The organism is Leeuwenhoekiella sp. W20_SRS_FM14, assembly GCF_052119605.1.
Taxonomy (GTDB): Bacteria; Bacteroidota; Bacteroidia; order Flavobacteriales; family Flavobacteriaceae; genus Leeuwenhoekiella.
The window spans coordinates 72835-98849 of sequence record NZ_JBGQOK010000007.1; the positions used below are offsets into that span (position 1 = coordinate 72835).

Consider the following 26015-nt stretch of genomic DNA (forward strand, 5'->3'; position numbering starts at 1 on the left):
TATTTTTTATTTATTCCGCGGAAGCGAACATCTTTTTATAATTAAACCAGATAGAAAAAGGTAAATACAAATACCCATACTAAATCTACAAAGTGCCAGTAAAGACCTACTTTCTCAACCATCTCATAGCTACCTCTTCGCTCGTAAGTACCTAAAATTACATTTATGAAGATGATGATGTTTATAATAACCCCAGAAAGTACGTGAAAACCGTGAAATCCTGTGATAAAGAAAAAGAAGTCTGCAAATAACGGAGGTCCATATTCATTATGATACAAATTAGCACCTTGAACCACTCCTATTGCATCACGCTCTAAACGCTCTAAAGACTCTTCTCTAGATAATATTGTCTTTTCATTAGACTCGGTTAGAATTTCGGTACGTATAAGTAAATCTGGATTGGCTTTAAAACCTGCGACAACCTCAGCTAAATCGTAGTCTGCCATAGTATCTTCAGACTCATACCACAGCGCATCACTTTTGGTAAGCAGTGTACGATCTGTAGGTATGTTTGCTGCAAATGACTCTAAAGCTACCTGCTCCCCTTCAGCATTTACAAATTGTAAAATACGACCTGCTTTAGTTTCAACAGCACCGTATTCACCCGAAATAAAGTTTGCCCACTCCCAAGCTTGAGAACCTACGAAGATTACACCACCTATAATGGTAAAAAACATATACCAGATTACACTGTTCTTCTTCATATGATGCCCGGCATCAACAGCAAGAACCATAGTAACTGATGAGAAAATAAGAATAAAAGTCATCAACGCCACATAGTACATAGGCGCATCAACACCGTGTAAAAATGGAAAGTGAGTAAACACTTCATCGGCTATAGGCCATTCGTCCATGTATTTAAATCTCGAAAATCCGTAAGCGGCAAGGAATGCGGAGAAAGTAAGTGCATCAGAAAGGATGAAAAACCACATCATCATTTTTCCGTAACTAGCTTTTAGGGGGTTGTTATCACCTCCCCAAATTTTGCCTTCTGTGCCTGTTCTAACAGCAGTAGCGTCCATATTTTAATATCAATTTATAAGCGTTGCAAAAATAGGTATTTTAAAAATGCTTTTCAAAGCAATAATCGGTATTTATAACCATTCAAAAAAACGATTTTTTAAAGAATTCTTAGCATTTAAAAAGAACTCTTTTATTTTATAAGATCGTCTGCAAATAAAAAGAACAGAAACAAATAAACCCAAAGTATATCTACAAAGTGCCAGAAGGTAGCACCCAGCTCAAATCCAAGTGATTGCTCTTTAGAATATTTTCCTCTTAATTGCTGAATAACTACTACTAATAAAACCAATATACCGGCTACTACGTGAACCACGTGTGTAATTACAAATGCATATATAAATGAAGTTGTAACCGTACTTTCACTACCCGTAAAAAAATATCCGCTGGTGATTATTTCATCAAAACCCCTAAACTGAAGCACCACAAAGGCAATTCCGAGCCCTAAAGTTGCCAATAAAGATAAAGTACCTAGTTGCTTTTTATTTTGAAATATCGCCCACTTTGCAACAAACATAGATAGGCTACTCAGTACAATAATTCCCGTACTTAAATAAAATGCTTGTGGTAATTCAAAATTAGAAAGCCAGTCTCTGCGCTCACTACTTACGATGTAGGCACTGGTAAGACCTGCAAACATCATTGAAAGACTAATGATACCAAACCACAGCATCATCTTTTTTGACCTCTTTAATTTAACCGCTTCTGATTGTGATGTATATTCCATTATCTCAAAAATTTATCAGCAACATATATAATCTGTATCAACGTTATATAGCTTACGCTAGAAAGCATCAAACGCTTAGCAGTAATATTATTTTTGAACCTGTATAGCCGTATTGCATAATATAACAAGCCTAAACCGCAAATCCCCACCAGTACAGCAGATACAGGCGTCAAATACAACGTCCCTGTAACCCCAAACACAGGAATTAAAGAAGTCAGGATAGTCCAGATTGTATATAAAATGACCTGTATTGCGGTGCCGCGATCGCGCTCACCTGTGGGAAGCATAAAGAATCCTCCTTTTTTATAATCTTCATACAAGAACCAGCCTATTGCCCAAAAATGGGGGAATTGCCAAAAAAACTGAACCATAAACAAGGTACCCGCCTCTATGCCAAAATTACCTGTAGCAGCAACCCAGCCCATCATAAATGGAATTGCACCTGGAAAAGCACCTACAAAAACAGACAAAGGAGTTTTAGTCTTTAATGGCGTATAGACACATACATATAGAAAAATAGATACTCCGCCAAAAACTGCTGTAATTGGGTTTATTATATATAAAGTAAGTAAACCTAAAATTGTAAATGTAGTAGCAATAATAAAGGCAGTACGCACAGTCATTCTTCCTGCAGGGATAGGTCTGTTCTTTGTACGATCCATCAAGGCATCAAGATCGCGCTCTATAATTTGATTGTAAGCATTAGATGCTCCTACCATTAAATAGCCACCTATTGCGAGAAGAACCACAGTTAACCAGTCTAAGGTGTAAGCACCTAGAAGATAACCGGCCATACTAGAAAAAACCACGCTAATGGCAAGACGCATCTTAGTGATTTCTTTAAAATCTATCCAGATAGATGCTGGTGCTGTATGGGTTTTAGCGAGGCTCAAATGCGTGTTTTCAAGGGCTTTAAAAAGTCGTGCAAAGATACTGCACGCACACCTTCTATACAACCTATTCTAAGGTTAATACACCCTAATGATTTATGTTTAGTAAAGTAATTCTCAAAGCTTTAATTTACTCAAGAAAACACACAGCATTTTAATGCTCGCTGTACTACTAACAATCAGTAATTTAAATGCTCAAAATGATATTTTTAAATTAGCGCAAATACGAGATCTGGTTTTGATTGCAATTTATAAGTTAACCAGAGCCCTGCCAAATATTAACATTGCTACAGATCATAGAAGATGTATTTGCCCAACCCTCACAGGATATAAAAGAACTATTGTTCAAGTCAAAAATACTTTTCATTAAAGACTCTTCAATAATAAGATCACATATTCACAAAACCTTTTTACAAGCGTTTGGCTACTAAAAATCAAACTACTCTAATTCTACAGAATCGTAAACCTGTACACGCTCCCAGAGATTAGAAGACTCTTCGATAAACTTTAAATGCACGGGTTCATTCTGGTAGTTATTCTGAGATTCTTTAGACGGAAACGTTAGAATTATTGAATAAGTCCAGCTGTTATCAACAACATCTCGTGGGGTTTCAGCAGGAACTCCTATAAATTTTGTCTTAGCGTATTCACTTGTAGCTAAGAATTTTTTTAGTGATGCTTCAAATGCTTTGCGGTCTTCTGTATTTTCAGGGTTTTTAAGCCAGAAGTACACCACATGAGCAAAATTAGAATCAAACTCCGGCCCTTTGAAAACTTCTTCTTTACATGAATTTGACATAAGTAATAGTGTTGTTAAACCTAAAATAAAATGTGCTTTCATAATTCTAATAATCAAAATACCAATTAAATAAATCTGTTCGAATTCCAAAATTAACCCAAAGTGTTTTTTCTGTAAAATTTACAGGATCAACCTCTTCTATTGTATGATCTCTAAAAAGCACATTTGTATAAATTTTTAAGTTTGTAGACGGGTTAACTAAATAACCGAGCTCAACATTTGCAAGAAGCGTCTGGGCTTTATTACCCTGACCGATCTCAATACCCAACTCACTGGGAATATTCTCATCATTACCATAAATACTTCCTCCATAATAGGTGGTATTAATATCACCCACTTCAAAACCTCGCTCGCCGTATATAAGTTTTGCAGTACCATACCATCTATCATTCTCGTAGCGCGCAATACCTATAAGCTCTCTAAAATTTGCACCCCATAAATGCGCCATAGATTGATTGTTATGCCCGTAATTAAGCACAATCTCATTATTTGAATATACATAAGGACGCACCTGATTAAACTCAAACTGAAGCTGTAGATTATCTATCTTAAAAGCATCATAGTACTTAAAGCCTACCTGCACCCCTTGTTTATTTTTATAGCTTTTTGTGTTACTAAACACTGCCGAGGTTGAGAATTCATCTATAACCACCTGTGCATAGGCATTAAAGTTATCGCTGAATTTATATTTTGCACTCAATCCTATTAAAGCATTTCCTCCTCTTGAACCTGTAGAAAACTCAATTGCCCGGTAAAATATAACCGGATTTAAATAATTAAGATCAAACCCCCTGTCGTTATCATTGGTCCAAATTACATTTTCAAAAAGTCCTAAATTCAAACGTTTTGTAGCATTAAAACTTAAATAGTGATTTGCCATAAACTTGGTCTTAAACGATCCGTCAGCAACAACTTCTGGCCGCACATCACGTAAAGACATCCAGGTATTTGAATATTTAAATTTCCAAAATGTAGTGTTCAATTTAAAAAAAGGATAAGGACTCGCATTATCACTCTGTAAAAGCGATCGATAACCATCGCCTATAAAATTTTTTCCGTGACCAAATTGAAAATTAAAATGCTCATTTGGCGAATACGATAAATAAGCCTCTGCAACCGGATAATCAAAGTCATCTGTCCCAAAATCTGCAGCTACACCTCTACCCGGTACAATCGCAGGGTTACCCCCGTCTGGTCTTAACGATCTTGCAAAACGATTATAATAGCCAGCAAAGCTACCCTGACTCTCATAAAATACCGTATAAAAATTTAGCATACTTCCAAGACCTCCCTGAAATACTAAAGCACGAGTATTATTATAGGTATAACTTTGATTTTCTGAATCTGCAGTTTCAAAACCTAATTGTAAATCTGCTGCAGGATCTAATGTGAACCAGTAATCTTCACCCTGAAGCGTCACCATATGCTCATTCCATAATTTCCTTCCAAACCAGGAACTTTTCTCTTTATACAAACGTTCCTGCTTCTCCTTAAAATTGTAATATGTATTTACACTAGCATAAGTAAATGGCTTACTCGCCGTATGGCTATTTGTACCCACTCGATTCATCTCCTGATCAAATCTGCTATAGGTTTGATGAGAAAACGGAATATAAAGTTGCGAATTGTATTCACGGTTTTCAAAGGGATATGTTTGAATACCATCATATTCTGAGTCACCTTGCTCTTCAAAAGATAGCTTCTGAACCGGTTTTGCCTTAATTATAGGAACATTATCTAATGGTCTTACATCTTGATTTTTGCTAAATGGAATAGGAACAGGCATACTAAACTGCATATAGGTAGGTCTACCGTTATAAGTTGCCGGTTTAACCTTTGGCAGCGTTAAAAAAACACGCTCAAGTTCTTCCTTTAGCTCAGTATAAATAGCGGTTACGTTCAAAAGTTCAAACTTGCCTTCTTTTGTAACTTCAAAGAGTACTATTAGCTCTCCGGTATAATTTTCGTCTAAAACCCGTTGCGGCATTTTAAATTCTGAAGTTACTTTAGCAATTAAAGTTGCATTAAAACAAACCTTTAAATCACCTGCAGAAACTGAATCGCATTCTTCAAAAACGGGGTATTTCTCAAAGTCTCCCTTAACTAGTTGTGAGTAAGCAACATTAATACTGAAAAATAAAAAGCAAAATGCTAAAAGTTTAGATAGCATAAGTTGAAAAAATTTAGGATAGCGAAAGATAGTATTTTTTAGAAATCTTTAAGATTAAATACGCCAACACCACAAAAACTCAACCTTTAACTTCCCCATTTTAAAAAAGCCTGAGCAGTACACCCAGGCTTTTGAAGATAAACGTAATTTTCATTTAATTCTGCACTTTAAATTTTATAGGCTGATAATAAATAACCCGTACTTTTTTACCCTGCTGTGTTCCCGGTTTCATTTTGGGTAATTTATTCATAACGCGTTTAGCTTCGGCTTCTAAAGCCTTGTGTGGCGCACGGCTTTGCAAATTAACCACATTACCAAATTCATCAATAGTGAATTGTACATCCACTTTATTCATTCCGGAAAGGCCATATTGCTCTCCCAATGAAGTATCAAAGTTCTTGCCTATAAAAGAATTTAATTTTTCCTGGAGACAAGCTTTACGCGCTGCATTAGAATCAAGCCCTTCACAACCGGGATAGATGGGAACCACTTCTACCCCCATAACACTAAACGTTTCTACTTCTTTCTCAACCTCTGGTCTTAGATCATTGGGATTAATGGACTCCTTTGAGATATCTATAGTTTTAAAATCTGGCATTATAGCTGCTTCCGGGGTATTATCATCAACTACTTCTGGCGGCAAAATCTTTGACACTTCAGGTAATTTTGGTAAAGGCTTTTGTTGGGATTCTTTTACAAAAGACTGGTTCCAGTCTTCTAATGAAACCGTAGCTACTTCCTTTAAGGGTTCTGTTGAGTAGCTCACAGCAGGAGACTTAATTTCAAGAATTAAAATAGCTAGAATTAAGGTAACGATAAGCCCAATCTGAAAATAGACAACACTGTTTTTTCGTAGATTTACATCGTGCTTGCTTGTTGCGCGATTTCCACTTTGCCGAGCGGTAACTTCGCGTTTTTGTGATTCTTTCATAATAAAAGTTTTAAAGATTACTATATCTTAAAACTTTAACAATAAGCTTGCCACAAAAAAAATCCCATCTCGCTTACGCGGACGGGATTTTTGATTCTATTAAAATTCAGATTAATCCTGAACCTGGAACACAATAGGAAGTGAATAAAGCACCCCTACAGCCTTACCTCTTTGCTTACCTGGAGTCATTTGCGGTAATAATTTAATTACACGCTCTGCTTCAGATTCTAATCTAGGGTGAGGACCTCGAGAACCTATATCAACTATATTTCCTTTTTGATCAATTTTAAAACGTACATAAATACGATTTACACCAGATAACCCTAATTCACTACCTAATTCAGTATTAAATTTTCTGTTTACAAACTGGCTGATCTTTTCAGACATACATTTTTTCTTTGCATCGTTACCTTTCTCATCTTCGCAACCAGGATAAACCGGTACGTTTTCAATAACTGCAAATGGTACATCTTCAATAACTTCTTCTTCAGCAAAAGAAACTTCTTCAACTTTTACAATCTTCTCTTCCTGATTTGTTTCAGTAGATTCGATTACAGTTTCTTCAATCTCTTTATCATCCTCAACAACCTCAATGATTTCTGGTGCTGGTGGTGGTGGCGGAGGTGGTGGTGGAGGTGGAGGTGTGTTCAATTCAGTAATTGGCACATCTTCTTCTAGAACATCGTCCATATTTAATTGACCGATGTCTATGGCCTCTTTCTCATACGTTTTCCACTCAATGGCCATATAACTCAGCCCGAGTATCAAAATAAGACCTAACTGAAAGAAGAGTACACTTCTTTTACTTAGATCTGCTTTAGGATTTTTCTTAGGTTCCATGAATCTTTAGTTATTAAGGATTGCTAATTTAAATAAAAATAGCTTCAACTCGAAATTAAAATTTTGATTTTAATCGTAAAAACTGCGATTTCATTGCAATTATCAGAATTACTCCTGTTAAAATACCTATAGAATTCGCTATTAAATCTTTAAAATCTGCTGATCTAGAGACTGTTGCTACTTCCTGTACTACTTCAATAAGTATACCATAAATAAGAGCTAATCCCGCACATTTAAATAATGATTGCTTAAAATTTTCTGTTTTTGCTCTTAAAAAATAGTATAAAAACCAAGTTAGTGTAAATAAAAAATACACCAAAAGATGAATGACTTTATCACTATCCTTTGGTGCATTAGAAACATGCGGCATAGGCATTAAACAAATTACCGCTATAAATAGCGTATAAGCATATGCAGCAGGCTTTAAAAATTTACCCACCTATTAATTCTTGATACGCACTTGCTTCTAAAAGCGAGTCCAGCTCACTGGCATCTGTAAATTTAATTTTTATCATCCACCCCTTACCGTAAGGATCTTCATTTACAGCTTCTGGCTCAGATTCTAATGCAGTGTTAAATTCTATTATCTCACCGGTTAATGGTAAGAATAAATCTGAAACTGTTTTAACAGCCTCTACAGTACCAAAAACTTCTTCGCGATCAAGTGTCTCTCCTTCGGTCTCTACTTCAACATATACGATATCACCCAGCTCTCCCTGAGCAAAATCTGTAATACCTACGGTTGCAATGTCACCTTCGATGCGTACCCACTCGTGATCTTTTGTATATTTTAAATCTGATGGTAAACTCATAACTTATATTTAATTAATTTCCGAAATTATATCTCAATGTTAAACCTGAACGTATTGTTGTTTGCGGATATGCAGTTGATATGGCATAAGTCGCAAATGAGTGATCATAATAAAAGATCGCAGTTAGATTTTTACTCAAAGCATAATCTGCTGTAAAGGTAAGACCATAAATGTCTTGTCCTGCTGTAATCTGACTGTTTTCTATATCTAAATAGCGCACTACCGTCTCATTTTGCCTCAGTGATAAATCTGCTTTAAAATTTAAATCACTTTTTAAGATTGTACGCTTACCTCCCACTCGCGTGGCAAATCTAATATCTTTTAAGCGATATCCTAAACCTATTATATATTCGTTTCCGTGAATTTCAGTAAGTAAATTATTATCAAAACTTAAGGATAGCGTGCGGTCTTTACGCAATTCTGCAAGAATTTTTACTGAATTTTTCATCTCAAAATCAAGGCGTATAAGCGGAGAAAATAATTCAGTAAGGTTAATATTAGAATATAAAACCGGATTTAGAAAATCTCCCGCCTGGTTAACCTGTGCGTCAGAAGCATCATTATTTAAGCCCCTATCATAGTTTAAGTTAGTTCTAAACTGATTTATAGTATAGCCTGCCTGATACCCATGATTTACAGAAAATCGCTTGAATCGCTTTTTAAACCAGTCTATCTTCATCAAACCGGTGTATTTAAGATTCCAGTTTGGTAATGGAAAACTTCTAAATGCTCCTAGAGAAACATTATCTGCTGTTCCCGGAGTGTATGCAGATAGAAATGCTGGTAACAACACGGCCTGGCTAGTTCTACTAAAACCTACCGGATAGCCACTTGCATCTCTGGGATATTGATCATTACCATAAAACTCTTTAGCAAGGCGTTCTGCAATAACGAGTCTATTAGCTCTAAACCGATTGAAGTTAGCTGAAGACTCTAGTGAACTTGAGTTGAATGCAGTCCCTATCATTAAAGTCGAAATACTGTAATTGCCAAGCGTATTACCCGTAAGACTCGTGTAATCGAGACTTATAGGATTTACTCTGTAATTTTCATTATAAGTTTCCTGATAAATACGGTTCATATTTATATCTAGGGTGAGGTCTTCTATAAAACTGGTCTGCGCCTGTATGTCTAGCTTACGGCTTTCAACTTCACTATACTGCTCATTATATTCTTGATAAAGCGTTAACCAACCTTGTCTGGCCGCATAATCACGTATCTCTGCCTGACTACCAAATACAAATCCTGTAGATGGTCTTACGGTACCCAAAAACCCTACTCCAGGAAGATAACCCGGTAAGAACGTACCATTGTTTTGCTCGTAATTTACCTGAATACGCTTAATACCTGTAGCCAGATTAACAAGCGAATTTTTAGCTTTATCACCGGCACTTAATCTATCTTCATCAGGCTTTTGAGAAGCAGCCTTGGGATTTCCTAAAGTAGGCACAGCTTTACTTCTTGCTGATCGTGTTGTCGCACCGGTTTTCTTTTTAACTAATCCCAAAGCATCGTACAGCGATTTCATATCTAAAGAAGTCTGCAACGAATGCGTATTTGCATTTTGAACCGAATTTCCTAAATCTGGTATTCCTTCTAAGGACTGTAGCTGAAATGAACCTCGTGTCCATTGAAAATCTGTACTATAAGAATATGTAGACTTCACAAAGTCTAAGTAAGGTAGCTTATCTAATGGCAAGTCATAATTAACCTGCATCGTCTGATTGTGCCTGTCTGGCGTTCCTACATCAAAAAAGCTGGTATACACCCCACCGGCATTAGGATCTAACGTGTTATCAGGGTTCAAATAATTACGTACTATTCGGTTTTGATACTGCTCCAGATTTACGCGTAATGATTTTGTAACCGGATAATTAATTGCAAAGTTTCGGTCAAACTGGTAATTGCGTTGTACATATTCAGGAATAGGCAATGAACCTTCCGTAGCTAAAAGATCTCTAAAACGCTGCTGGCTGTATTGGCGTGTGATATTTGAAGTAATATTTACACTGGCCGGCAGGTAATTAAAATTGAAATCTTTAAGTAGTTTCCAATACTTACTTACAAACAAAGAATCGTTTTTCTTAAAAGGCTCGTATGCCTTTGGCTTAAAAGCATAACCATAAGTTGCTCCTGCCCGCACATTTTTACTCACAGCCTCTTCAATCTCAAAATCTTTATGATCTTCCTGATTATGGCTGTATGCCCATGTAAAATTCTCTATATCCCAGGGCATTGGTTTTTTCTCTCCCGTACGCTCTTTTCTAACGCCAATGAAATTTATGCTTTGTCGCTTTGTACGCTCAATAGCGATTTCTTTAATACGGTCTCGTTCTGCCTCACTAGCGGCAGAAGCAATGCGTTGATCTAATTTAATATCTGTAAATAGCGGATCGTATTGCGGTGTAATTGTCTCACCACCGCTCGCATAATTAAATGGAAGTTTTATCCCCCAGTTTTTAGGAAGTAACTGACCCAGATTTACATTAGTAACCACGTCATAAGATTTTACATCTTCTCTACTACGTTGATTAGGACCAGCATCTATATTACCAAAACCTACTGTAGATTGTCTTGCTGTACCAGATACGGTAGCAAAATCTGCAAGGTTAGCATCTAGATTCACTACACCGGCCCAACCGCCCTGATTTTGCAATCCTGACAAACGCAATTCATTAAACCAGGCTTCTGCACATACGGTATTTTGGCCTTCGTCATTTCCATTTTTAACACCTAGCATTAAAAGTCGTACATCTCCAAAACTAGGGTTCCCTTTTATACCTACCCGCACTCCTCCGGTTTCATAAGGTGTTCCTGCAGGATCAGCAATAAAATTTGCCTCATCATCAAAATAGGTGATTTCATCAGCAAGCGTGTTGAATTCACCCCCAAAAAACACGGCTTTAACGCGTTGTAAAATATCTAATGAAAGTTTTAAGCGGTTAGCTTCAGGCCAAATTAAATCAGGACTGGTTGTTCCAAAAGCAGTAACGCTCAACGGCAACTCAATCTGGTAAAAGTTTTGAGTTAAATCTGTCCCCATACGCACTATCGCAACAACTTCGTTGTCCTGAACCGCAGTTTCATTTAATAACGACTCTAGATGTATAAACATTTCCAGATTTTCATACTGACGCATATCTAATCTGAAATTCTTGTAAACCGCACGGCTATCCTGAGTTTCTAAGTCACATACTTCAAGAGATAAAGATTGCTCATTCTGACGAATGTTGTTGTTATTATTGATAAGCTCTTCTCTAAAAACTCCCGGTGGCAATACATACGGAATAGGATTACGATCGTTATTTTCTTCAATATTTACTGAAGTTACTTCAAATCGTGTATTTTCTGTTGCAGGGTCTGACTTGTCAGGATCTAAGGTGTATAAGTATCTACGGTAATCTCCACGCACTAAATCTAGCGAACCTAAACGTAGAACGGTAGGCTGTTGCCAACCACTCATAAACATGCGCATAAAACGAATAGATCTGAAGTCATTTATACCTCCCTGTTTATTAGTTGAGGCACTAATAGGCACTTTAAACTGATACCAAGTTACCGGTAATGTATTTCCATTTTGCAGAGTCACTTCGATATCACGTTGATCTACTATAAACTCGTTCTCAACATTAAGAGTAGCACGTGTAATATCTAGTTGATACTCGTAATAACTATCTACCGTGTTCATTGTAAAATCACGGTTTATATCTTCGGTATCAGGTATGGTTGTAGAACCCCTATTAGTTTGACTAACATCTACAGGAGAGTTTCCTTCCAGACCGTTGTATTGTTTATAGCGATCTAAAACCGAACCCTGAGCAGCAACAAAATATTGATAATTATCTCCTGCAGGATCTTCTAAACCCGCAAAGGCCGGAAAATTTGCGGCTTCCTCATCATCACTTAAACCGTCATAACCTACATCTTGATTTGTACGCTGAGCACCCTCAGTATCAAAAGCATAAATTAAAGCCTGATTAGTAGGTACTTTTCCCCAAACGGTAGGTGTTGTATTTGTAACACCACCATCCTGTGGCAACCCGTTCTCATATTGTTTACGCCCGTCTTTTAAAATATCTTCTGAAATATTTCCGAGATTTAATGTAAGTCTTCCACCGGTATTTGTTGCATTTTCAGCATAAATAAACGGATCCATAAGCCAGAATTCAATAAACTCCACGTTTGCCTGCTCAAAATCTGTTGAAGCAAATTGTCTCATTATGCCTCCAAAATTTTGTTCGGGGTTTTCAAGAATTCCATCTTGTGCATCCAGACTATAGTTATATGGCCCGCGCTCCTGAGGATAATAGGCCATATCTAACGTAAACAGCGCTTGTGTTGTACCCGCTACGATGTCTTGTTCAGGAAAAATCTCATCTCTAAAAACTCTACGTGTAGCATAGGTAGAAACATCTGCATCTGTAATACCATCTGGGCGCTGGTTTGTATAAAAAATAGGATCTATACTGTACCAGGCAAATTTTGCTCTACGGTAACCGGCTCTTAAATCACCATTAGCAAACTCACCCCCAAAATCTACCGGTGCCGATGCCAGACTCCATTGTAACGGAGAGCTAATATCTAGTGAAGTCTGTGTTCCTTCAAAATCATCTATATATGAGGCAGCCTGCCCTCCAAATTCTGTTGCCTTAGGTTGACCTGGCATTAAATAAGCTACTTCTCCTCTAAATGAAATATTAGAAGGAACATCTGTATCTATATTAGGAAGCTTATTTACGAGACGCGTGAGAAACGGAACTTCAGTCGAAAAGTTAGCGTTGAAACCAAAAATAGTATTGTTTATAGGCTCAAAACTATATGTTGCTTTCTGGGTAAGCGGGCGCTCATTTAAATTAATCAACGTCCCACCCACCATAAAATTTTCATTAAACTGATGCTCTACATTTATTCCTGTAAAACGCTTGGTCTGCTGCCCAAATAAGGTGTTATTTTCTGTAGAAACCTGAATAGGAATTCCTGAACCCTTAAGCGCCTGGTCAAGAATTATAACTCTCCCTCGTTGATAATCTACTGAGTAATCGAGACCTTCCTGTAAAACTCTACCTCCTGCAGTTACTGTAACAGACCCTTGCGGAACATTGAAACCTCCTATAGGAATACCTTCTTCCTGCGTAGATTTAAAGGTACCCTGTAATTGAAACAGGTTTTTATCTGCATTATCCTGCGCTATTGTTTTAGTAGAATTATATAGCGAGTTATATACATACTTACGCTGGTTAGCATTATAACTATCTTCATTATCATAATTCTCTGTCCCGGCGTTGCGCAGCTTATTAAATAAATATTCTCCAAAAGGCTCTACCGAAGTAAAAATGATGCTTCCATTACTTTGATTAACAGTCAAGCCATTTACAAAATCAAAAAAACCGTCACCCCCATTTTGAGGATCTCCAAAGTTGGTCAGATTATCTAAATTAAATACATTAAGCAAAGGTGTATTCTGCACATCTTCAGGAAGCGCAGGACCACCATCTGCAGCGGTAATGTAATTTATAGGTGATGGTGACGTGTAAACAATATTCATCCTAAAGCCATCTGGCTGCAACTGCCCCACTCCAAGACCATAGATGTTTTTCATCATCAAATCCCAAATGGGCTCATTAACATCTGTAATATTACTTTTAAGCAGTTTTACGATTAAGGCTTGAGATGTTCCTCCCTGCCCCGGGGTAATTAAACTATCTAAAATTCCATCATTATTTATATCTGCACCACGTATTTGCCCATTAACATTGGCGTCAGCTCCATCGGCGATTTGATCTCCGTCAACATCCTGTCCGTTTTCATTAACCCCATCTCCATCTACATCAACATCTACAAGATCTGGAATGCCATCGCCGTCTGTATCTGGGTAAGCGCCACTGGTAGCATCAACACCATCATTAGCAAATTCTCCAACCTGGTATACCTGCCCGTTTACAGTATATTGAAAAGCGACACCTAAAACCTCATCATTACTCAAACGTTGATTAAGCGATATATATCCTAATTGAGAGTTCAAAGTATATTCTGACGGTGTAAGTTGACGTGCATTTTCTAGGGAGGCATAATCAGACCCATCTGAAACCTGAACCCCACCAAAACCCTGACCAACGGTAGCCGCATCTCTAATCGCAGGTGTTAAAACAGTCTGCCCGTTGCCAGATAAACCAAAAGGGTTAAAATCATTACTTGAGTTTCTAGGGTAACTACCTGCCGGCAGATTAATAAAACCCGTAGGTATGCTAGGCAATCCTATTTGTGTGGGAGTAGATTCTCCAATATCTTGTATCGCAACAATATTACGGGTATTTTCAAAACGCTGTGTACGGTTTGTAACCCAAACTTCAACCCGTGTAATTTGAACATTAGAATTTATAAACGGGTAGTTAGCCAGTGCTCTATTATAGTTATCTCTAAAGTATTGAGCTAAGAAATAATGCCTGTTTTCATCATATTCTAAAGCTTGTATTTCAAAATTCTGTATGGTGCCATCGCCCTGCGCTAATACTTGCTGGGTTTGACTTTGTTGTTCTGAAAAAACACCTGTTATTGTTGTTTTTCCAAATTGAAGCTGCGTTTTAATCCCAAAAAGGCTCTGAGAACCTTGTATTAATGCACTATTAAGAGGCATACTTACGTTACCTACTTCAATCTTTTGTATAATATCGTCTTCGTTAGGCGTGTACTCTAACTTTATCTGATTTTGAAAACTGAAACTAGCTTCGGTATCATAAACTGCATTTACCTGAAGCCGCGAACCTACTTTACCCAGCAAGCTTAAACTGATGCGCTGATCAAAATCAAAACTGAAGTTTGTACGGTTTCTGGGAGAAAAACTTGGATTATCCTGTTTGGTAAAAAGACCACCAATATCCATCTCTACACTACCGGTAGGTATAAACTCTATACTATTTCCTCCAAATATAGATTCAAATAAACCTGAGTTTACATAAAAATTAGGAAGTAAACTCTTTTGATCTTCTAAACCTTCTTCAGTCTTACCATCTACAGCGGCAATTTTCTGCTGAAAATAGTTGCGCATCTGTTCTTTCTGAACAAGATCTTTAAACTCTTCTGGAGTTAAAATGCGTGGATAATTAATGTTGTAATTACCTACACTTTCCGTATAAATATATTTATCTGTTAACGGATCGTAGGTATATTTTGAAAGTATAGAGTTGGGATTTTTAAGGCTAAGTTTTCCTAAAGTAAAACCTGTTTTTGTAGAGTCCTTAACTTCTTCCTCCTGGGCAAATAAAGACATCGAGCACAAAAAAGTGCCTGAAACTAATAGCATTTTAAAAGAAAACCAGCGTAGTTTTGTAACCAAAGTCTATTAAAGTTTTTTAAGAGCTAATTTTATAATAGTTTCAACAGTAGCATCAGGATTTTCACGCACGATAACATCGCAAACTTTTTCTGCTTGTTTACGTACAAAGCCAAGAGTCTCTAAAGCTGATAACGCTTCATCCTTATTGGTATTGCATGTTCCCGCCGAAACTTCATCAACATCGTAAACTTTAAGAATTTTATCTTTTAAATCAAGAATTACACGCTGAGCAGTCTTAGCACCTATTCCTTTTACACCCTGAATTGTTCTTACGTCTCCCGTTGCAATGGCTTGCTTTACCTGCGTAGGATCTAATGAAGATAACATAGTACGTGCAATACTTGTACCCACACCACTCACAGATATTAATAGTTTAAATATCTCACGTTCTGACTTTTGAGCAAAGCCATAAAGTGTATGAGCATCCTCCTTTATATGTAGATATGTGTAGAGCATAATAAGCTCTCCTTCTGGCAAAAGTGAAAAGGTATGTAGCGAAATATTTACAAAATATCCTACACCCTGACAATCAATAACGACATCTGTGTGGTTTTTTTCGACCAACTTGCCCTTCAAAAAAGTAATCATCTAGCTAAAAAAGTTAAGGCTTCAAATGTACTAAAATTAATTAGCACAATTGAAGCCTGTTAGATTGTGTATTAGACTTTTGATTGACCTAAAAGAACATCTTGTAACTTTTTACCTTTTTGTTGAGCATCTATAACTGCAACTGCCGCCATATTTACTATCTCGTCAACACTAGCACCTAACTGAAGTACGTGAACAGGCTTATTCATACCCATCATTATAGGTCCTATATTATCTGCATTATTGAGCTCCTTAATCATCTTATACATGATATTAGCTGAGTCTATATTTGAGAATACTAGCGTATTGACTTTTCTACCTGCTAATTTAGAAAATGGAAATTTACTTTTTAGCAACTCTGCATTCAACGCAAAATCTGCCTGCACCTCACCATCAACGGCTAAATCTGGATAATATTTATGTAAATAAGCCACCGCTTCTCTAACTTTATCTGCCTGTGGGTTTTTTGAAGAACCAAAGTTTGAATACGAAATCATTGCTATAACCGGCTCCATACCAAATAACCTAACTGTACGCGCAGTCATCAAAGCAATTTTAGCCAGTTCTTTTGCAGTAGGCTCGATATTTATAGAAGTATCTGCTAAAAACAAAGGACCTCTACTCGTGTTCATGAGGTTTGCCGCAGCAACTTTTTGAACATTAGGCGCTGCTCCTATAACTTCTAAAACCGGCTTAACTGCAGAAGGGTAGCTACTGCTATAACCGGTAATCATTGCATCTGCATCGCCTTCATTTACCATCATTGCAGCATAATAATTACGTTGTCTCAACAGCTTTTGAGCGTCAAAAAGTGTAACTCCTTTACGTTTACGACCTTGCCAGTATATATGAGCATATTTATTAAGATTTACTTTTTCCTCTGGCGTCTTAGGATCTATTATCTCAATATCTGCTTCAAAATCAAGCTCTTCCATAAGCTCAATAATGGTCTCTCTATTTCCTAACAAAACGGGAGTACCTATACCCTCATCATAAATTATTTGAGCAGCTTTCATCACATCGAGTTGATCTGCTTCAGCAAAAACCACACGCTTAGGATCTGTCTTTGCACGGTTAAGTATAAGACGTACGATCTTATTATCAGACCCCATTCGATCTAACAATTCGTCTTCATATTTCTGCCAGTCTGTGATAGGCTCGCGTGCCACACCACTTTCCATAGCAGCTTTTGCCACTGCAGGAGGTACTTTTGTAATTAATCGTGGGTCAAATGGTTTTGGAATAATATAATCTGTCCCAAAATTTAAACGGGTTTCTCCATAGGCAATATTTACCTGCTCAGGAACCGATTCTTTTGCTAACTCGGCAAGAGCTTTTACAGCTGCCATTTTCATCTCTTCATTAATCTTAGTAGCGCGAACGTCTAAAGCACCACGGAAAATGAAGGGAAAACCAAGAACATTATTTACCTGATTAGGGTGGTCTGAACGACCGGTAGCCATAATAATGTCTTTACGTGTACTTGTTGCCAACTCGTAATCAATCTCAGGATTAGGATTTGCCATTGCAAATACAATAGGGTTAGGTGCCATAGACAACAGCATATCTGGTGTAACGATGTCTGCTATAGAAAGACCTATAAAAACATCTGCATCAACCATCGCCTCATCTAAGGTATCTATTTTACGATCTGAAGCAAATTCTGCCTTTTCTTCAGATAAAGAATCTCGATCGCTACGTATAACCCCTTTACTATCTAACATCACAATATTTTGAGGTGATGCTCCAAAGGCTTTGTACAAACGGGTACATGACACAGCTGCGGCACCCGCACCGCTAATTACGATGCGCACATCTTCTAGTTTCTTGCCGGTAAGCTCCACCGCATTGAGTAAAGCAGCGGCAGAAATTATAGCTGTACCATGCTGGTCATCATGCATAACCGGTATATCTAACTCTGCTTTTAAACGGCGCTCAATCTCAAATGCTTCAGGAGCTTTTATATCTTCAAGGTTAATCCCTCCAAATGTGGGAGCGATATTTTTAACCGTTGCAATAAATTCTTCTACATCTTTTGTACCTACTTCAATGTCAAAAACATCAATGCCGGCAAATATTTTAAAGAGTAATCCTTTACCTTCCATAACCGGCTTAGATGCCTCAGGCCCTATATCTCCTAGACCCAAAACTGCGGTTCCGTTAGAAATTACAGCTACAAGATTTCCTTTAGCTGTGTATTTATAGGCATTTTCAATATCTTTTTGAATTTCTAAACATGGCTCTGCAACGCCGGGAGAATAGGCTAATGACAGATCGCGCTGTGATGAATATTTCTTGGTTGGTACTACCGCAATTTTCCCAGGAGTAGGTTTTGCGTGATAAACTAAAGCTTCTCTTCGCTTACTTTCTTTACTCATAATTTAATGATTTACTCGTATTACAAAAGTAAACCTATTATTGAATCACCCTAAGAAATGACCTCTTTTCCTTTAGCTTATTTTAGCCAAAACATCTACATCTTCGGGAATGCTACCCAGGTACTGAAGTTTTAAAGCAGCCATTTTTAATGCGGTTTGAGCTGCTTCTTTATCATTAAAACCAGATAAATATCCAAATAGAAAACCAGACCAAAAAGCATCTCCTGCTCCTGTAGCATCTGCTATAAATTCAATTTTTAAAGCTGGGAATTCTAAAATTTCAGCATCCCTTCTGGCTATTTTTACACCAGCAGCACCTAGTGTTAAGCAAACCAGATCAACACCATTACTATGGAAAAAATCAAATATCTCTTCATGTGATTTGTGAACTTCAAATAAGCGAAACATATCATCTTCACTTATTTTAACTAAAGGATTGTAACTGCAATAAGATTTAATCACCTCAACTGCTTCTTCTCGTTCTGGCCAGATACGCTCACTAAAATTGACATCTATACTTAATTTCAAACCCAATTCTTTAGCGCGTTTCGCCGCAGCCATAATACTTGTTTGCGCAGGCTTTTTACTCAATGCAAAACAGGTGGTGTGAAAAACTTTTGAACGCTGCAGCAGCTCTTGAGAAAGTTGCTCTTCATAAATCTCCTTATCAGCCTCCCTATAAGCTATAAAATCTGGAGTTCCTGTAGTTTTAGAAACTAAAATCACACTCGTAGGTTGCGACTCCCGAACACCTACACTTTGAGTATCTAAATGATATGCACCAAGTTTACTAAGCATAAAATCTCCTAAACCATCATTACCTACTGCACAAACAATACGAGGGTTAAGTCCTAATCGAGAAGTATTAACGGCTACATTTGTTGGGCTTCCTCCTAAATATCTAGAATATGAAGTTGTCTCTTTTATAGAAACGTCATCCTGCATTCCTATAAAATCTATAAGAATCTCACCTGCGCAAATAATATCTATATCTTTTTTCATAATGCAAGTGTATTACCGTTTAAAGCTTGTTGTATTAAAATAGAACCAGCTGCGCTCCAGGTACAATAAGGCACACCATTAGGCGCCCCTGTTTGAGAATTAAAATTTTCGTAAAATGACCAATCTTCATAGGCATTTAAAGTATTTATGTGACCTAACACCTCTTGTGCTATATCTTGTTTTCCTAAGTGCACAAGCCCCAGGCCATAAAAACCATTAACCATTTGCCAGGTTCCCCCATTGTGAAATTCATAGGGATAGTTTCTAAACTCATACTTACAATTATTTGTAAGAAAACGCCAGTCTTCATCTCCTTCTTTAATTACAGGCCAAAAAGCCGGCAGGAGATTTGTTTTTAATTCTTTACGAGTAGTTTCTGTATAAGCGAGTAACTCATCCTGATCGTCTTGACTTCCTAATTTTAGCATAAGTGCAAGGCTGTTAGCAAATGCGTCAAACTGCGTTTGATAACCAGCAGGCTCCAATGATGCTACCCAATACGGTTTTTTATCAAGATTAGAATATGCTTTAGGATGATAAACAGCTTCTTGCTCACCACGCTGCTTATAATTTTTGACGAGTTTACTTTCAATGGTATTTACTTTAGACTTTAAATCTGCATCTTCCACCAGGTTTAGATACGAACGCATAGCCCAGACACGAAGTAATTGATCATATAAAATAAAACCTTGAGTAGGATATTCATCAGCCCAGTTTCCGCTGCGTGGTACATACATTAAATCTCCATCATTGTACTCCCAACTATGCATTAATGCAAACCCCTTTTCTATAGCCTCACTCATAGATTTTAAAAAAGCGGTATCTCCCGTTTTATGTACATATTGACAAACTCCTATTATAAACCAGGAAACTGTATCTACACGACCGGCTAGCCCTCCAAAACTGATTTCAACACCTGTTTCTGCAAAATGAACATTTGAAGGAATATTACCAAGCTTATGTTGATGTGTTGCTAATGTGATAAGCGTTTGTTTAAAAGCTTCAGTAAGCTTTTTATCACCATCAAGTAAACCAGCTAAACCGCATATAACACCATCACGTGCCCAAACTCTCCTATAATTTGAAATATCGTTGGCGCTTGCAAGAAAACCTTGTGGAGAAGCTACTTTATGAAGTAATTCTTTTGCTTTATTGTATTCTATCATAACTAAAACTTGTTTGGTTATTTTTTAAATAAGTAGTGGATTAATTACTGAGAATTAATCCACTACAATACAATTTAATTATAATAAGGGGGTTTAGAACGAATAGTTGAGTGAAAGGCTTAACGATCTACCGCTTAGAGCTCTTGCTCTAACAAAATTTGTTTGTCCTTCTATAATACTTCCTTCTTCAGCTTCAGTAATACCTAAAGAATCAAAAATGTTATTTGCTGAAATATTAGCGCTTAAAGACTCTGTAATACCTACTTTAACAAAACTGTTAACCAAAACAAATCCCGGTAGAATAAGTTCATTTGAATCTTGAGCATACGCTTTAGTTTGACCTACAAAACTTAATCCTACAGAATTTTGCTTTGCAGCACCAAAATCGTAAGTAGGGATTACGTTAAAAATAAAGTCAGGCTGTCTACGTGGCTTATTTCCTTCATTAGCCCCAGAATCTATCTTCGCATTTGTATAAGTAAGAGCTCCTCTTAAGCTAAAATCTTCAAAGGAATAAGAACCTTCAATCTCCAGACCTAGTGATCTGTAATCATTTTCTATAATAGTTTGAGAAGTTGCTTCAAACCCGCCTTCTTCAATAGTTTTAGCGTAAAAAGCAGTTACATAAAGTGCACCTTTCTCAAAGTTGTTTTTATATCCTAATTCTGCCTGGTTGATAAAATCTAAACCATTAATTGCATCACCATCAAGATAATTTAAACCTGAGAATAAAATACGATCTGCTTTTGCAGAAGCACCACGGCTATATCTACCAAATACCGCCTGACGATCTGTTAGCAATAAATTAGCTCCTACAGAATACGATACATAATCATAATCATAGTTAACAGTAGTTGCATTAGCATTATCTACAGCAAAAACGTTTTGTTCTGGCACAGATATAACACCATCATTATTTACATCAAATTGTCTTGAAGTACCACCAGTAAATGTACCATCAACTCTACCTAAATCAACACGTAAACTTGCATCAAAATTTAATTTTTCTGAAGCTTCAAAACCTAAGTTAACATAGGGTGCAGATACATTATAACGCGTATCATAATTACGATGTAGATTGCCCCAAAATGGTGTCCCGTATGCATAAAGTCCGTTTTCACTTAAAGAATTACCCGCTGCATCAGCTATATTTACTAAACGCGCATTATCATCTGATACTTCTTGCAGATAGGAATTCCACAACCAGGACATTGAGATATTTTGCATAGATTTAAAGAAACCTAAAGTAACGTTTAAGTTATTTAACTTCTTAGTAAGCTTAATATCATTCATAAAGTTATTGAAGTTGTTAAGCTCTGTATCAAATAGATGAATACGCGCTAAAACCGCATCATTGGCTACGGCGCCATCACCATTTGCATATTGAAAAGAACTCCAGTTGTTAGCGGCAGCAAAATCATCACCTAGTAGCGCACCAGCAGTTGCAACCTGCGCAGGGAAAGGAGATACAAATCTTCCTTTATTCATACTAAATCTTCCGTTTGTTTTAATCTTAAAATCGTTCCCTAAATCAAATGAAGCCTCAAGACCTACTGAAGTACTAACTGGGTTCATACCGTCAGAAATTTTAGATCTGCGCAAATCACCATCAGGACCAAAACCTACATTTTGCTCAAGAAATGGGGTATGCAGTGTTCCGCGAGTTGCATCAAAATTAGCTAAATCTGAAAACTCAGGGTTTGCGTTAGTACCTGAAACGGCAACCGGTCCCGGAAGATAAGCGATAGCACGATCATTGAGATACTTGGCGCTTAAACGCACATAGCCTTTTTCAAATTCCTTAGTGATATTAAATTTAAACTGGCCTCCATTATTTGCAGTAAAATCTGCAGGACGCACACCTTCACCTACGCGGTAAAAACCACCCATATGCATATATAAACCGTCACCTATCTTACCCCCATAATCAAAATCTGTACGGAAACTACTGTAATCAAGACCTAAAGTAGTTCCTACAGAACCGCCTTCTTGTTTTCCGGTTTTACTAATGATGTTTATAATACCACCCGGAGAGTTTGAAGATAATGTTGATGCAGAACCCCCACGTATAGCTTCGATACGAGCTACATTGCTGTCAAAACGGGTAAATATATCTGCTGTACCAAAAGATATATCACCATACAATAATACTGGCAAACCATCTTCTTGTAATTGTACATATTTAGATCCGCCGGAAGAAATAGGCACCCCACGTACTGCGATGTTCGCATTCCCTTCACCACCTGAAGATTCTGAACGAATACCCGGTATGGTTCTAAAAATCTCAGCGGTACTTCTTGGCGCAGATTGCTGAACCACTTCTGGTTTTAAGCTAGTAACCGAAACACTAGATTCTATACGTGATCTTGGGTTTGCCACACCTGTTACAATTACCTGATCTAAAGATTGTGCGTCAGTTTGTAAATCAAAGTTAGAAACCACATCTTCTCCGTTAATTGTGATCGCTCTTTTTTCAGTTTTAAAACCTACATAAGATACTAGTATTGAATAAGTGCCATCAGCAACATCTGTAATAGTATAATTCCCATCAAAGTCTGTAACAGAGCCTTTACTCATAGACTCAAGAATAACATTTACTCCCGGCAATGCCATACCAGCATTATCTTTTACAGTTCCGGAAATAGTTGATTGTGCCATAAGGCCAGATCCTATTACTAAAAATAGTACTAGTAAGAAAACGTTTGAAAACCTATTTAATCTCATCTTAATATGATTTAATGATTACTTGATACCCTCAAATTAAATAGACTTATAAAGTAGAAATGATTAAAAAATAATCGAAAACGTTTTCGATTTAGCCGAAAACGTTTTCGATTTTCATTTAAATAGTTGCGCTAATACTACAATGTTTAAATTTGAGTATGGAACAGACGACCTTAAGAGATATTGCAGAAAAATTAAACATTTCTATTACTACCGTTTCAAAAGCCTTGAAAGGTTATAAAGATGTAAGCCCTAAAACCAGAAAAAAAGTTCTTGAGATCGCTGAAAGTCTCAATTACAAACCAAACTCGTTTGCTGTTAATTTAAGAACTAAAGAATCTAGAATTATAGGTGTGATCATTCCTGATGTTGTACATCATTTTTTTTCGACGGTTGTTAACGGCATTATAGAACTTGCAGAAAAAAAAGGATATCTCGTAATAGTTCTTCAGTCTAATGAATCCTATGAGTTAGAAAAAAAGCAAATAGATCTTCTTATTGATAAACGTGTAGATGGTATTATAATTTCGCTCGCAAATAAGACTGATGATTTTAAGCATCTTTTAGAAGTCATAGAACGTAAAATTCCATTAGTGATGTTTGATAAGATAGCTAAGGTTGTACCCTGTTCTAAAGTTGTTATTGATGATCGCAAAGCAGCGTACATGGCTACCTCTCATTTATTAAAAAATGGCTGTAAACGCATTGCTCATTTTAGAGGAACACTTATTCCTCAAAACGCAATCGACCGTTTCCTAGGGTACAAACAGGCATTAAAAGATTACAATATTCCGTACGACCCATCTATAGTTTACGAATGCCCTGCTGTAGATTTTGAAGACGGCATTAGAAATGCAGAAAAACTACTTCAAGATCATACAGACATAGATGGTTTATTCACGGGTGCAGATCAAGTTGCGGTAGGCGCCATTAAAGTTTTTAATGAAAAGGGTATAAAAATGCCACAGGATATTGCTTTAATAGGATTTAGTAATTGGTTTGTATCTTCTGCAATTACGCCCACATTGAGCACAGTAGATCAACCCGGGTTTAAAATGGGTAAAAAAGCATTTAAATTATTGCTGAAAGAATTGAACGCAGGTAAACAAAAAACCGCTATAAAGCATAAAACAGTAGTTTTACCTACTGCTTTAATAACCCGTGATTCAACAAATAATACAATTATTTAGTAATACATTATTCTGCTGTCTCTTCAAATACTTTCTCTGCATGTTTTGGCTTTAGTCGTAATGCCAAAATTGCTGCGATCATAAAGAATACACCACCAAAAAGTATTGCATTTACTGCATTACCACCTAATAAATATTTATAAATAGGACCAAAAGAGACTGTTTGAATACCCATTGGGATTACAATCATCATATTTAAAATACCCATATAAATACCTCTTTTTTTCTGAGGAACAATTTTAGAAACCATCGTGTACGGGATTCCCATCATCGCCGCCCATCCTATTCCGAATAAGATCATAGGTAATAATACTAGTATAGGATCTGTAATGTAGGGTATTGTAAGCAGTGCTAGTGCAGAACCAAAAAGACTTAAAGAATACACTTTACGTCCCCCAAATTTTAAAGTTAACGGCACTAGTGCTAATGCTACTACAATAGTGGTGATATTATAAGTCGTACTCATCTTTGCTGCCTGTGCAGCTGCCTGTGAAGTATTGAAGCCCATTGTTGTTTTAAATAAAGGCACCGTAAACTGCCAGTAAATAAATAATGCATACCACTGAAATAAATACACTCCTGCAACACGCCACATAAATCGAGGCATTTCTTTAATGGTGCTTGCAATCTCAATAAATGGTATTTTTAAACGTTTTGAAAATGGAAGTGCTCTATGCTGGTTAATTTCCTCAAGTTCCTCTTCTGTAGGTGGGATTTCAGGAGTTTTTAAAACAGACCACAAAATTGTTCCTACCGAAAGTACAGCTCCTATAAAAAATGAATAATACAACCATTTTGGTATAGAGCCTGCAGCATCAGCTACATCGCCTCCACCAAACCAATCTTGAAATAGGAAGATTGAAGCGTTTGCAAGAACTATACCTGCGCCCACAAAAAGACTTTGCATTTGATATCCTAAACTCAATTGCTTAGCGGGTAATTTATCTCCCACGAAAGCACGATAGGGCTCCATCGCCATGTTATTACCCACATCAAGGATCCAAAGTAAACCTACAGCAAACCAGAGTGCCGGACTGTATGGAAAAGCAAATAAACACAAACTTCCTATTAGCGCTCCCACAAGAAAGAAAGGTTTTCTTCGGCCACCCCATTTTGGCAACCAGGTTTTATCAGAAATAGCACCAATTATTGGCTGAATCACAAGTCCCGTAATGGGTCCTGCAATATTTAAGATAGGCAGCATATCTTCTGAAGCACCTAAAAATAAAAAGATAGGATTTATGGCTGTTTGCTGAAGTCCAAAACTGAACTGAATACCGAGAAAACCAACATTCATATTGAAAATTTGCCAGAATGAAAGTTTAGGTTTATTAATTGCACTCAATATCTTATTCATAAAAGAATATTAATAGATTATAATTAAATGTAGAAATAGAAAGTTGTTTTAAAATAGCAATACAGAAAACGCAAACGCTTTCGAGAAT

17 protein-coding genes are annotated in these 26015 nt (G+C 36.9%); 1 reads left to right on the forward strand and 16 read right to left on the reverse strand.

Going from position 1 to position 26015, the window contains the following annotated elements; genetic code table 11:
• Window positions 1-41 precede the first annotated feature (41 nt).
• The 15 genes from ACEN25_RS13000 to ACEN25_RS13070 all read right to left on the reverse strand — a co-directional run bounded on the left by ACEN25_RS13000 (window position 42) and on the right by ACEN25_RS13070 (window position 23380).
• Window positions 42-1022, reverse strand: a complete 981-nt coding sequence (locus ACEN25_RS13000; RefSeq protein WP_441803295.1) for a cytochrome c oxidase subunit 3 — start codon at window positions 1020-1022, stop codon at window positions 42-44.
• A 131-nt stretch (window positions 1023-1153) separates the two neighbouring features.
• A complete protein-coding gene (locus ACEN25_RS13005) occupies window positions 1154-1747 on the reverse strand; it encodes a cytochrome c oxidase subunit 3 (RefSeq protein ID WP_441803296.1) in 594 nt (197 codons plus the stop codon).
• The gene (cyoE, locus tag ACEN25_RS13010; RefSeq protein WP_441803297.1) at window positions 1747-2640 is read right to left on the reverse strand and encodes a heme o synthase; all 894 of its coding nucleotides are present in this window, start codon (window positions 2638-2640) and stop codon (window positions 1747-1749) included. The genes ACEN25_RS13005 and cyoE overlap by 1 nt, the downstream gene beginning before the upstream one ends.
• Before the next feature lie 436 nt (window positions 2641-3076).
• Window positions 3077-3478: a Dabb family protein gene (locus tag ACEN25_RS13015; RefSeq protein WP_441803298.1), complete on the reverse strand. Its 402-nt coding sequence runs from the start codon at window positions 3476-3478 to the stop codon at window positions 3077-3079.
• A gap of 4 nt (window positions 3479-3482) precedes the next feature.
• Window positions 3483-5606, reverse strand: coding sequence for a gliding motility protein RemB (locus ACEN25_RS13020; protein WP_441803299.1), 2124 nt, complete (start codon window positions 5604-5606; stop codon window positions 3483-3485).
• A gap of 154 nt (window positions 5607-5760) precedes the next feature.
• On the reverse strand, window positions 5761-6537 hold the full coding sequence (locus ACEN25_RS13025) for an energy transducer TonB (protein ID WP_441803300.1): 777 nt from the start codon (window positions 6535-6537) through the stop codon (window positions 5761-5763).
• A gap of 111 nt (window positions 6538-6648) precedes the next feature.
• Complete coding sequence (locus ACEN25_RS13030) at window positions 6649-7377, reverse strand: energy transducer TonB (protein WP_028377453.1); 729 nt, start codon at window positions 7375-7377, stop codon at window positions 6649-6651.
• Window positions 7378-7432: 55 nt separating this feature from the next.
• On the reverse strand, window positions 7433-7816 hold the full coding sequence (locus ACEN25_RS13035) for a VanZ family protein (protein WP_441803301.1): 384 nt from the start codon (window positions 7814-7816) through the stop codon (window positions 7433-7435).
• Window positions 7809-8189: a glycine cleavage system protein GcvH gene (gene gcvH / locus ACEN25_RS13040; protein ID WP_028377451.1), complete on the reverse strand. Its 381-nt coding sequence runs from the start codon at window positions 8187-8189 to the stop codon at window positions 7809-7811. The genes ACEN25_RS13035 and gcvH overlap by 8 nt, the downstream gene beginning before the upstream one ends.
• A gap of 13 nt (window positions 8190-8202) precedes the next feature.
• Window positions 8203-15489 (reverse strand): cell surface protein SprA, encoded by a 7287-nt coding sequence (sprA, locus tag ACEN25_RS13045; protein WP_441803388.1) that lies wholly within the window; start codon window positions 15487-15489, stop codon window positions 8203-8205.
• Window positions 15490-15528: 39 nt separating this feature from the next.
• A complete protein-coding gene (ruvA, locus tag ACEN25_RS13050) occupies window positions 15529-16110 on the reverse strand; it encodes a Holliday junction branch migration protein RuvA (RefSeq protein WP_441803302.1) in 582 nt (193 codons plus the stop codon).
• A 71-nt stretch (window positions 16111-16181) separates the two neighbouring features.
• Entirely contained in the window at window positions 16182-18488 is a 2307-nt protein-coding gene (locus ACEN25_RS13055; protein ID WP_441803303.1) for an NADP-dependent malic enzyme, read from the reverse strand.
• Window positions 18489-18560: 72 nt separating this feature from the next.
• On the reverse strand, window positions 18561-19490 hold the full coding sequence (locus ACEN25_RS13060; protein WP_441803304.1) for a carbohydrate kinase family protein: 930 nt from the start codon (window positions 19488-19490) through the stop codon (window positions 18561-18563).
• The gene (locus ACEN25_RS13065; protein ID WP_441803305.1) at window positions 19487-20656 is read right to left on the reverse strand and encodes a glycoside hydrolase 100 family protein; all 1170 of its coding nucleotides are present in this window, start codon (window positions 20654-20656) and stop codon (window positions 19487-19489) included. The genes ACEN25_RS13060 and ACEN25_RS13065 overlap by 4 nt, the downstream gene beginning before the upstream one ends.
• Before the next feature lie 93 nt (window positions 20657-20749).
• The gene (locus ACEN25_RS13070; protein WP_441803306.1) at window positions 20750-23380 is read right to left on the reverse strand and encodes a TonB-dependent receptor domain-containing protein; all 2631 of its coding nucleotides are present in this window, start codon (window positions 23378-23380) and stop codon (window positions 20750-20752) included.
• Between the two features lie 158 nt (window positions 23381-23538).
• Between ACEN25_RS13070 and ACEN25_RS13075 the strand changes: the two genes are divergently transcribed.
• Window positions 23539-24570: a LacI family DNA-binding transcriptional regulator gene (locus tag ACEN25_RS13075; RefSeq protein ID WP_441803307.1), complete on the forward strand. Its 1032-nt coding sequence runs from the start codon at window positions 23539-23541 to the stop codon at window positions 24568-24570.
• Window positions 24571-24577: 7 nt separating this feature from the next.
• Here the strand turns inward: ACEN25_RS13075 and ACEN25_RS13080 are convergent, their stop codons facing one another.
• Window positions 24578-25927, reverse strand: coding sequence for an MFS transporter (locus ACEN25_RS13080; RefSeq protein ID WP_441803308.1), 1350 nt, complete (start codon window positions 25925-25927; stop codon window positions 24578-24580).
• Window positions 25928-26015 lie beyond the last annotated feature (88 nt).

Bases quoted from the DNA above. Each gene is read 5' to 3' on its own strand.
- ACEN25_RS13000 (WP_441803295.1), bottom strand. From the start codon at position 1,022: ATGGACGCTACTGCTGTTAGAACAGGCACAGAAGGCAAAATTTGGGGA.
- ACEN25_RS13005 (WP_441803296.1), bottom strand. From the start codon at position 1,747: ATGGAATATACATCACAATCAGAAGCGGTTAAATTAAAGAGGTCAAAA.
- ACEN25_RS13015 (WP_441803298.1), bottom strand. From the start codon at position 3,478: ATGAAAGCACATTTTATTTTAGGTTTAACAACACTATTACTTATGTCA.
- ACEN25_RS13020 (WP_441803299.1), bottom strand. From the start codon at position 5,606: ATGCTATCTAAACTTTTAGCATTTTGCTTTTTATTTTTCAGTATTAAT.
- ACEN25_RS13025 (WP_441803300.1), bottom strand. From the start codon at position 6,537: ATGAAAGAATCACAAAAACGCGAAGTTACCGCTCGGCAAAGTGGAAAT.
- ACEN25_RS13030 (WP_028377453.1), bottom strand. From the start codon at position 7,377: ATGGAACCTAAGAAAAATCCTAAAGCAGATCTAAGTAAAAGAAGTGTA.
- gcvH (WP_028377451.1), bottom strand. From the start codon at position 8,189: ATGAGTTTACCATCAGATTTAAAATATACAAAAGATCACGAGTGGGTA.
- sprA (WP_441803388.1), bottom strand. From the start codon at position 15,489: ATGCTATTAGTTTCAGGCACTTTTTTGTGCTCGATGTCTTTATTTGCC.
- ruvA (WP_441803302.1), bottom strand. From the start codon at position 16,110: ATGATTACTTTTTTGAAGGGCAAGTTGGTCGAAAAAAACCACACAGAT.
- ACEN25_RS13055 (WP_441803303.1), bottom strand. From the start codon at position 18,488: ATGAGTAAAGAAAGTAAGCGAAGAGAAGCTTTAGTTTATCACGCAAAA.
- ACEN25_RS13060 (WP_441803304.1), bottom strand. From the start codon at position 19,490: ATGAAAAAAGATATAGATATTATTTGCGCAGGTGAGATTCTTATAGAT.
- ACEN25_RS13065 (WP_441803305.1), bottom strand. From the start codon at position 20,656: ATGATAGAATACAATAAAGCAAAAGAATTACTTCATAAAGTAGCTTCT.
- ACEN25_RS13070 (WP_441803306.1), bottom strand. From the start codon at position 23,380: ATGAGATTAAATAGGTTTTCAAACGTTTTCTTACTAGTACTATTTTTA.
- ACEN25_RS13075 (WP_441803307.1), top strand. From the start codon at position 23,539: ATGGAACAGACGACCTTAAGAGATATTGCAGAAAAATTAAACATTTCT.
- ACEN25_RS13080 (WP_441803308.1), bottom strand. From the start codon at position 25,927: ATGAATAAGATATTGAGTGCAATTAATAAACCTAAACTTTCATTCTGG.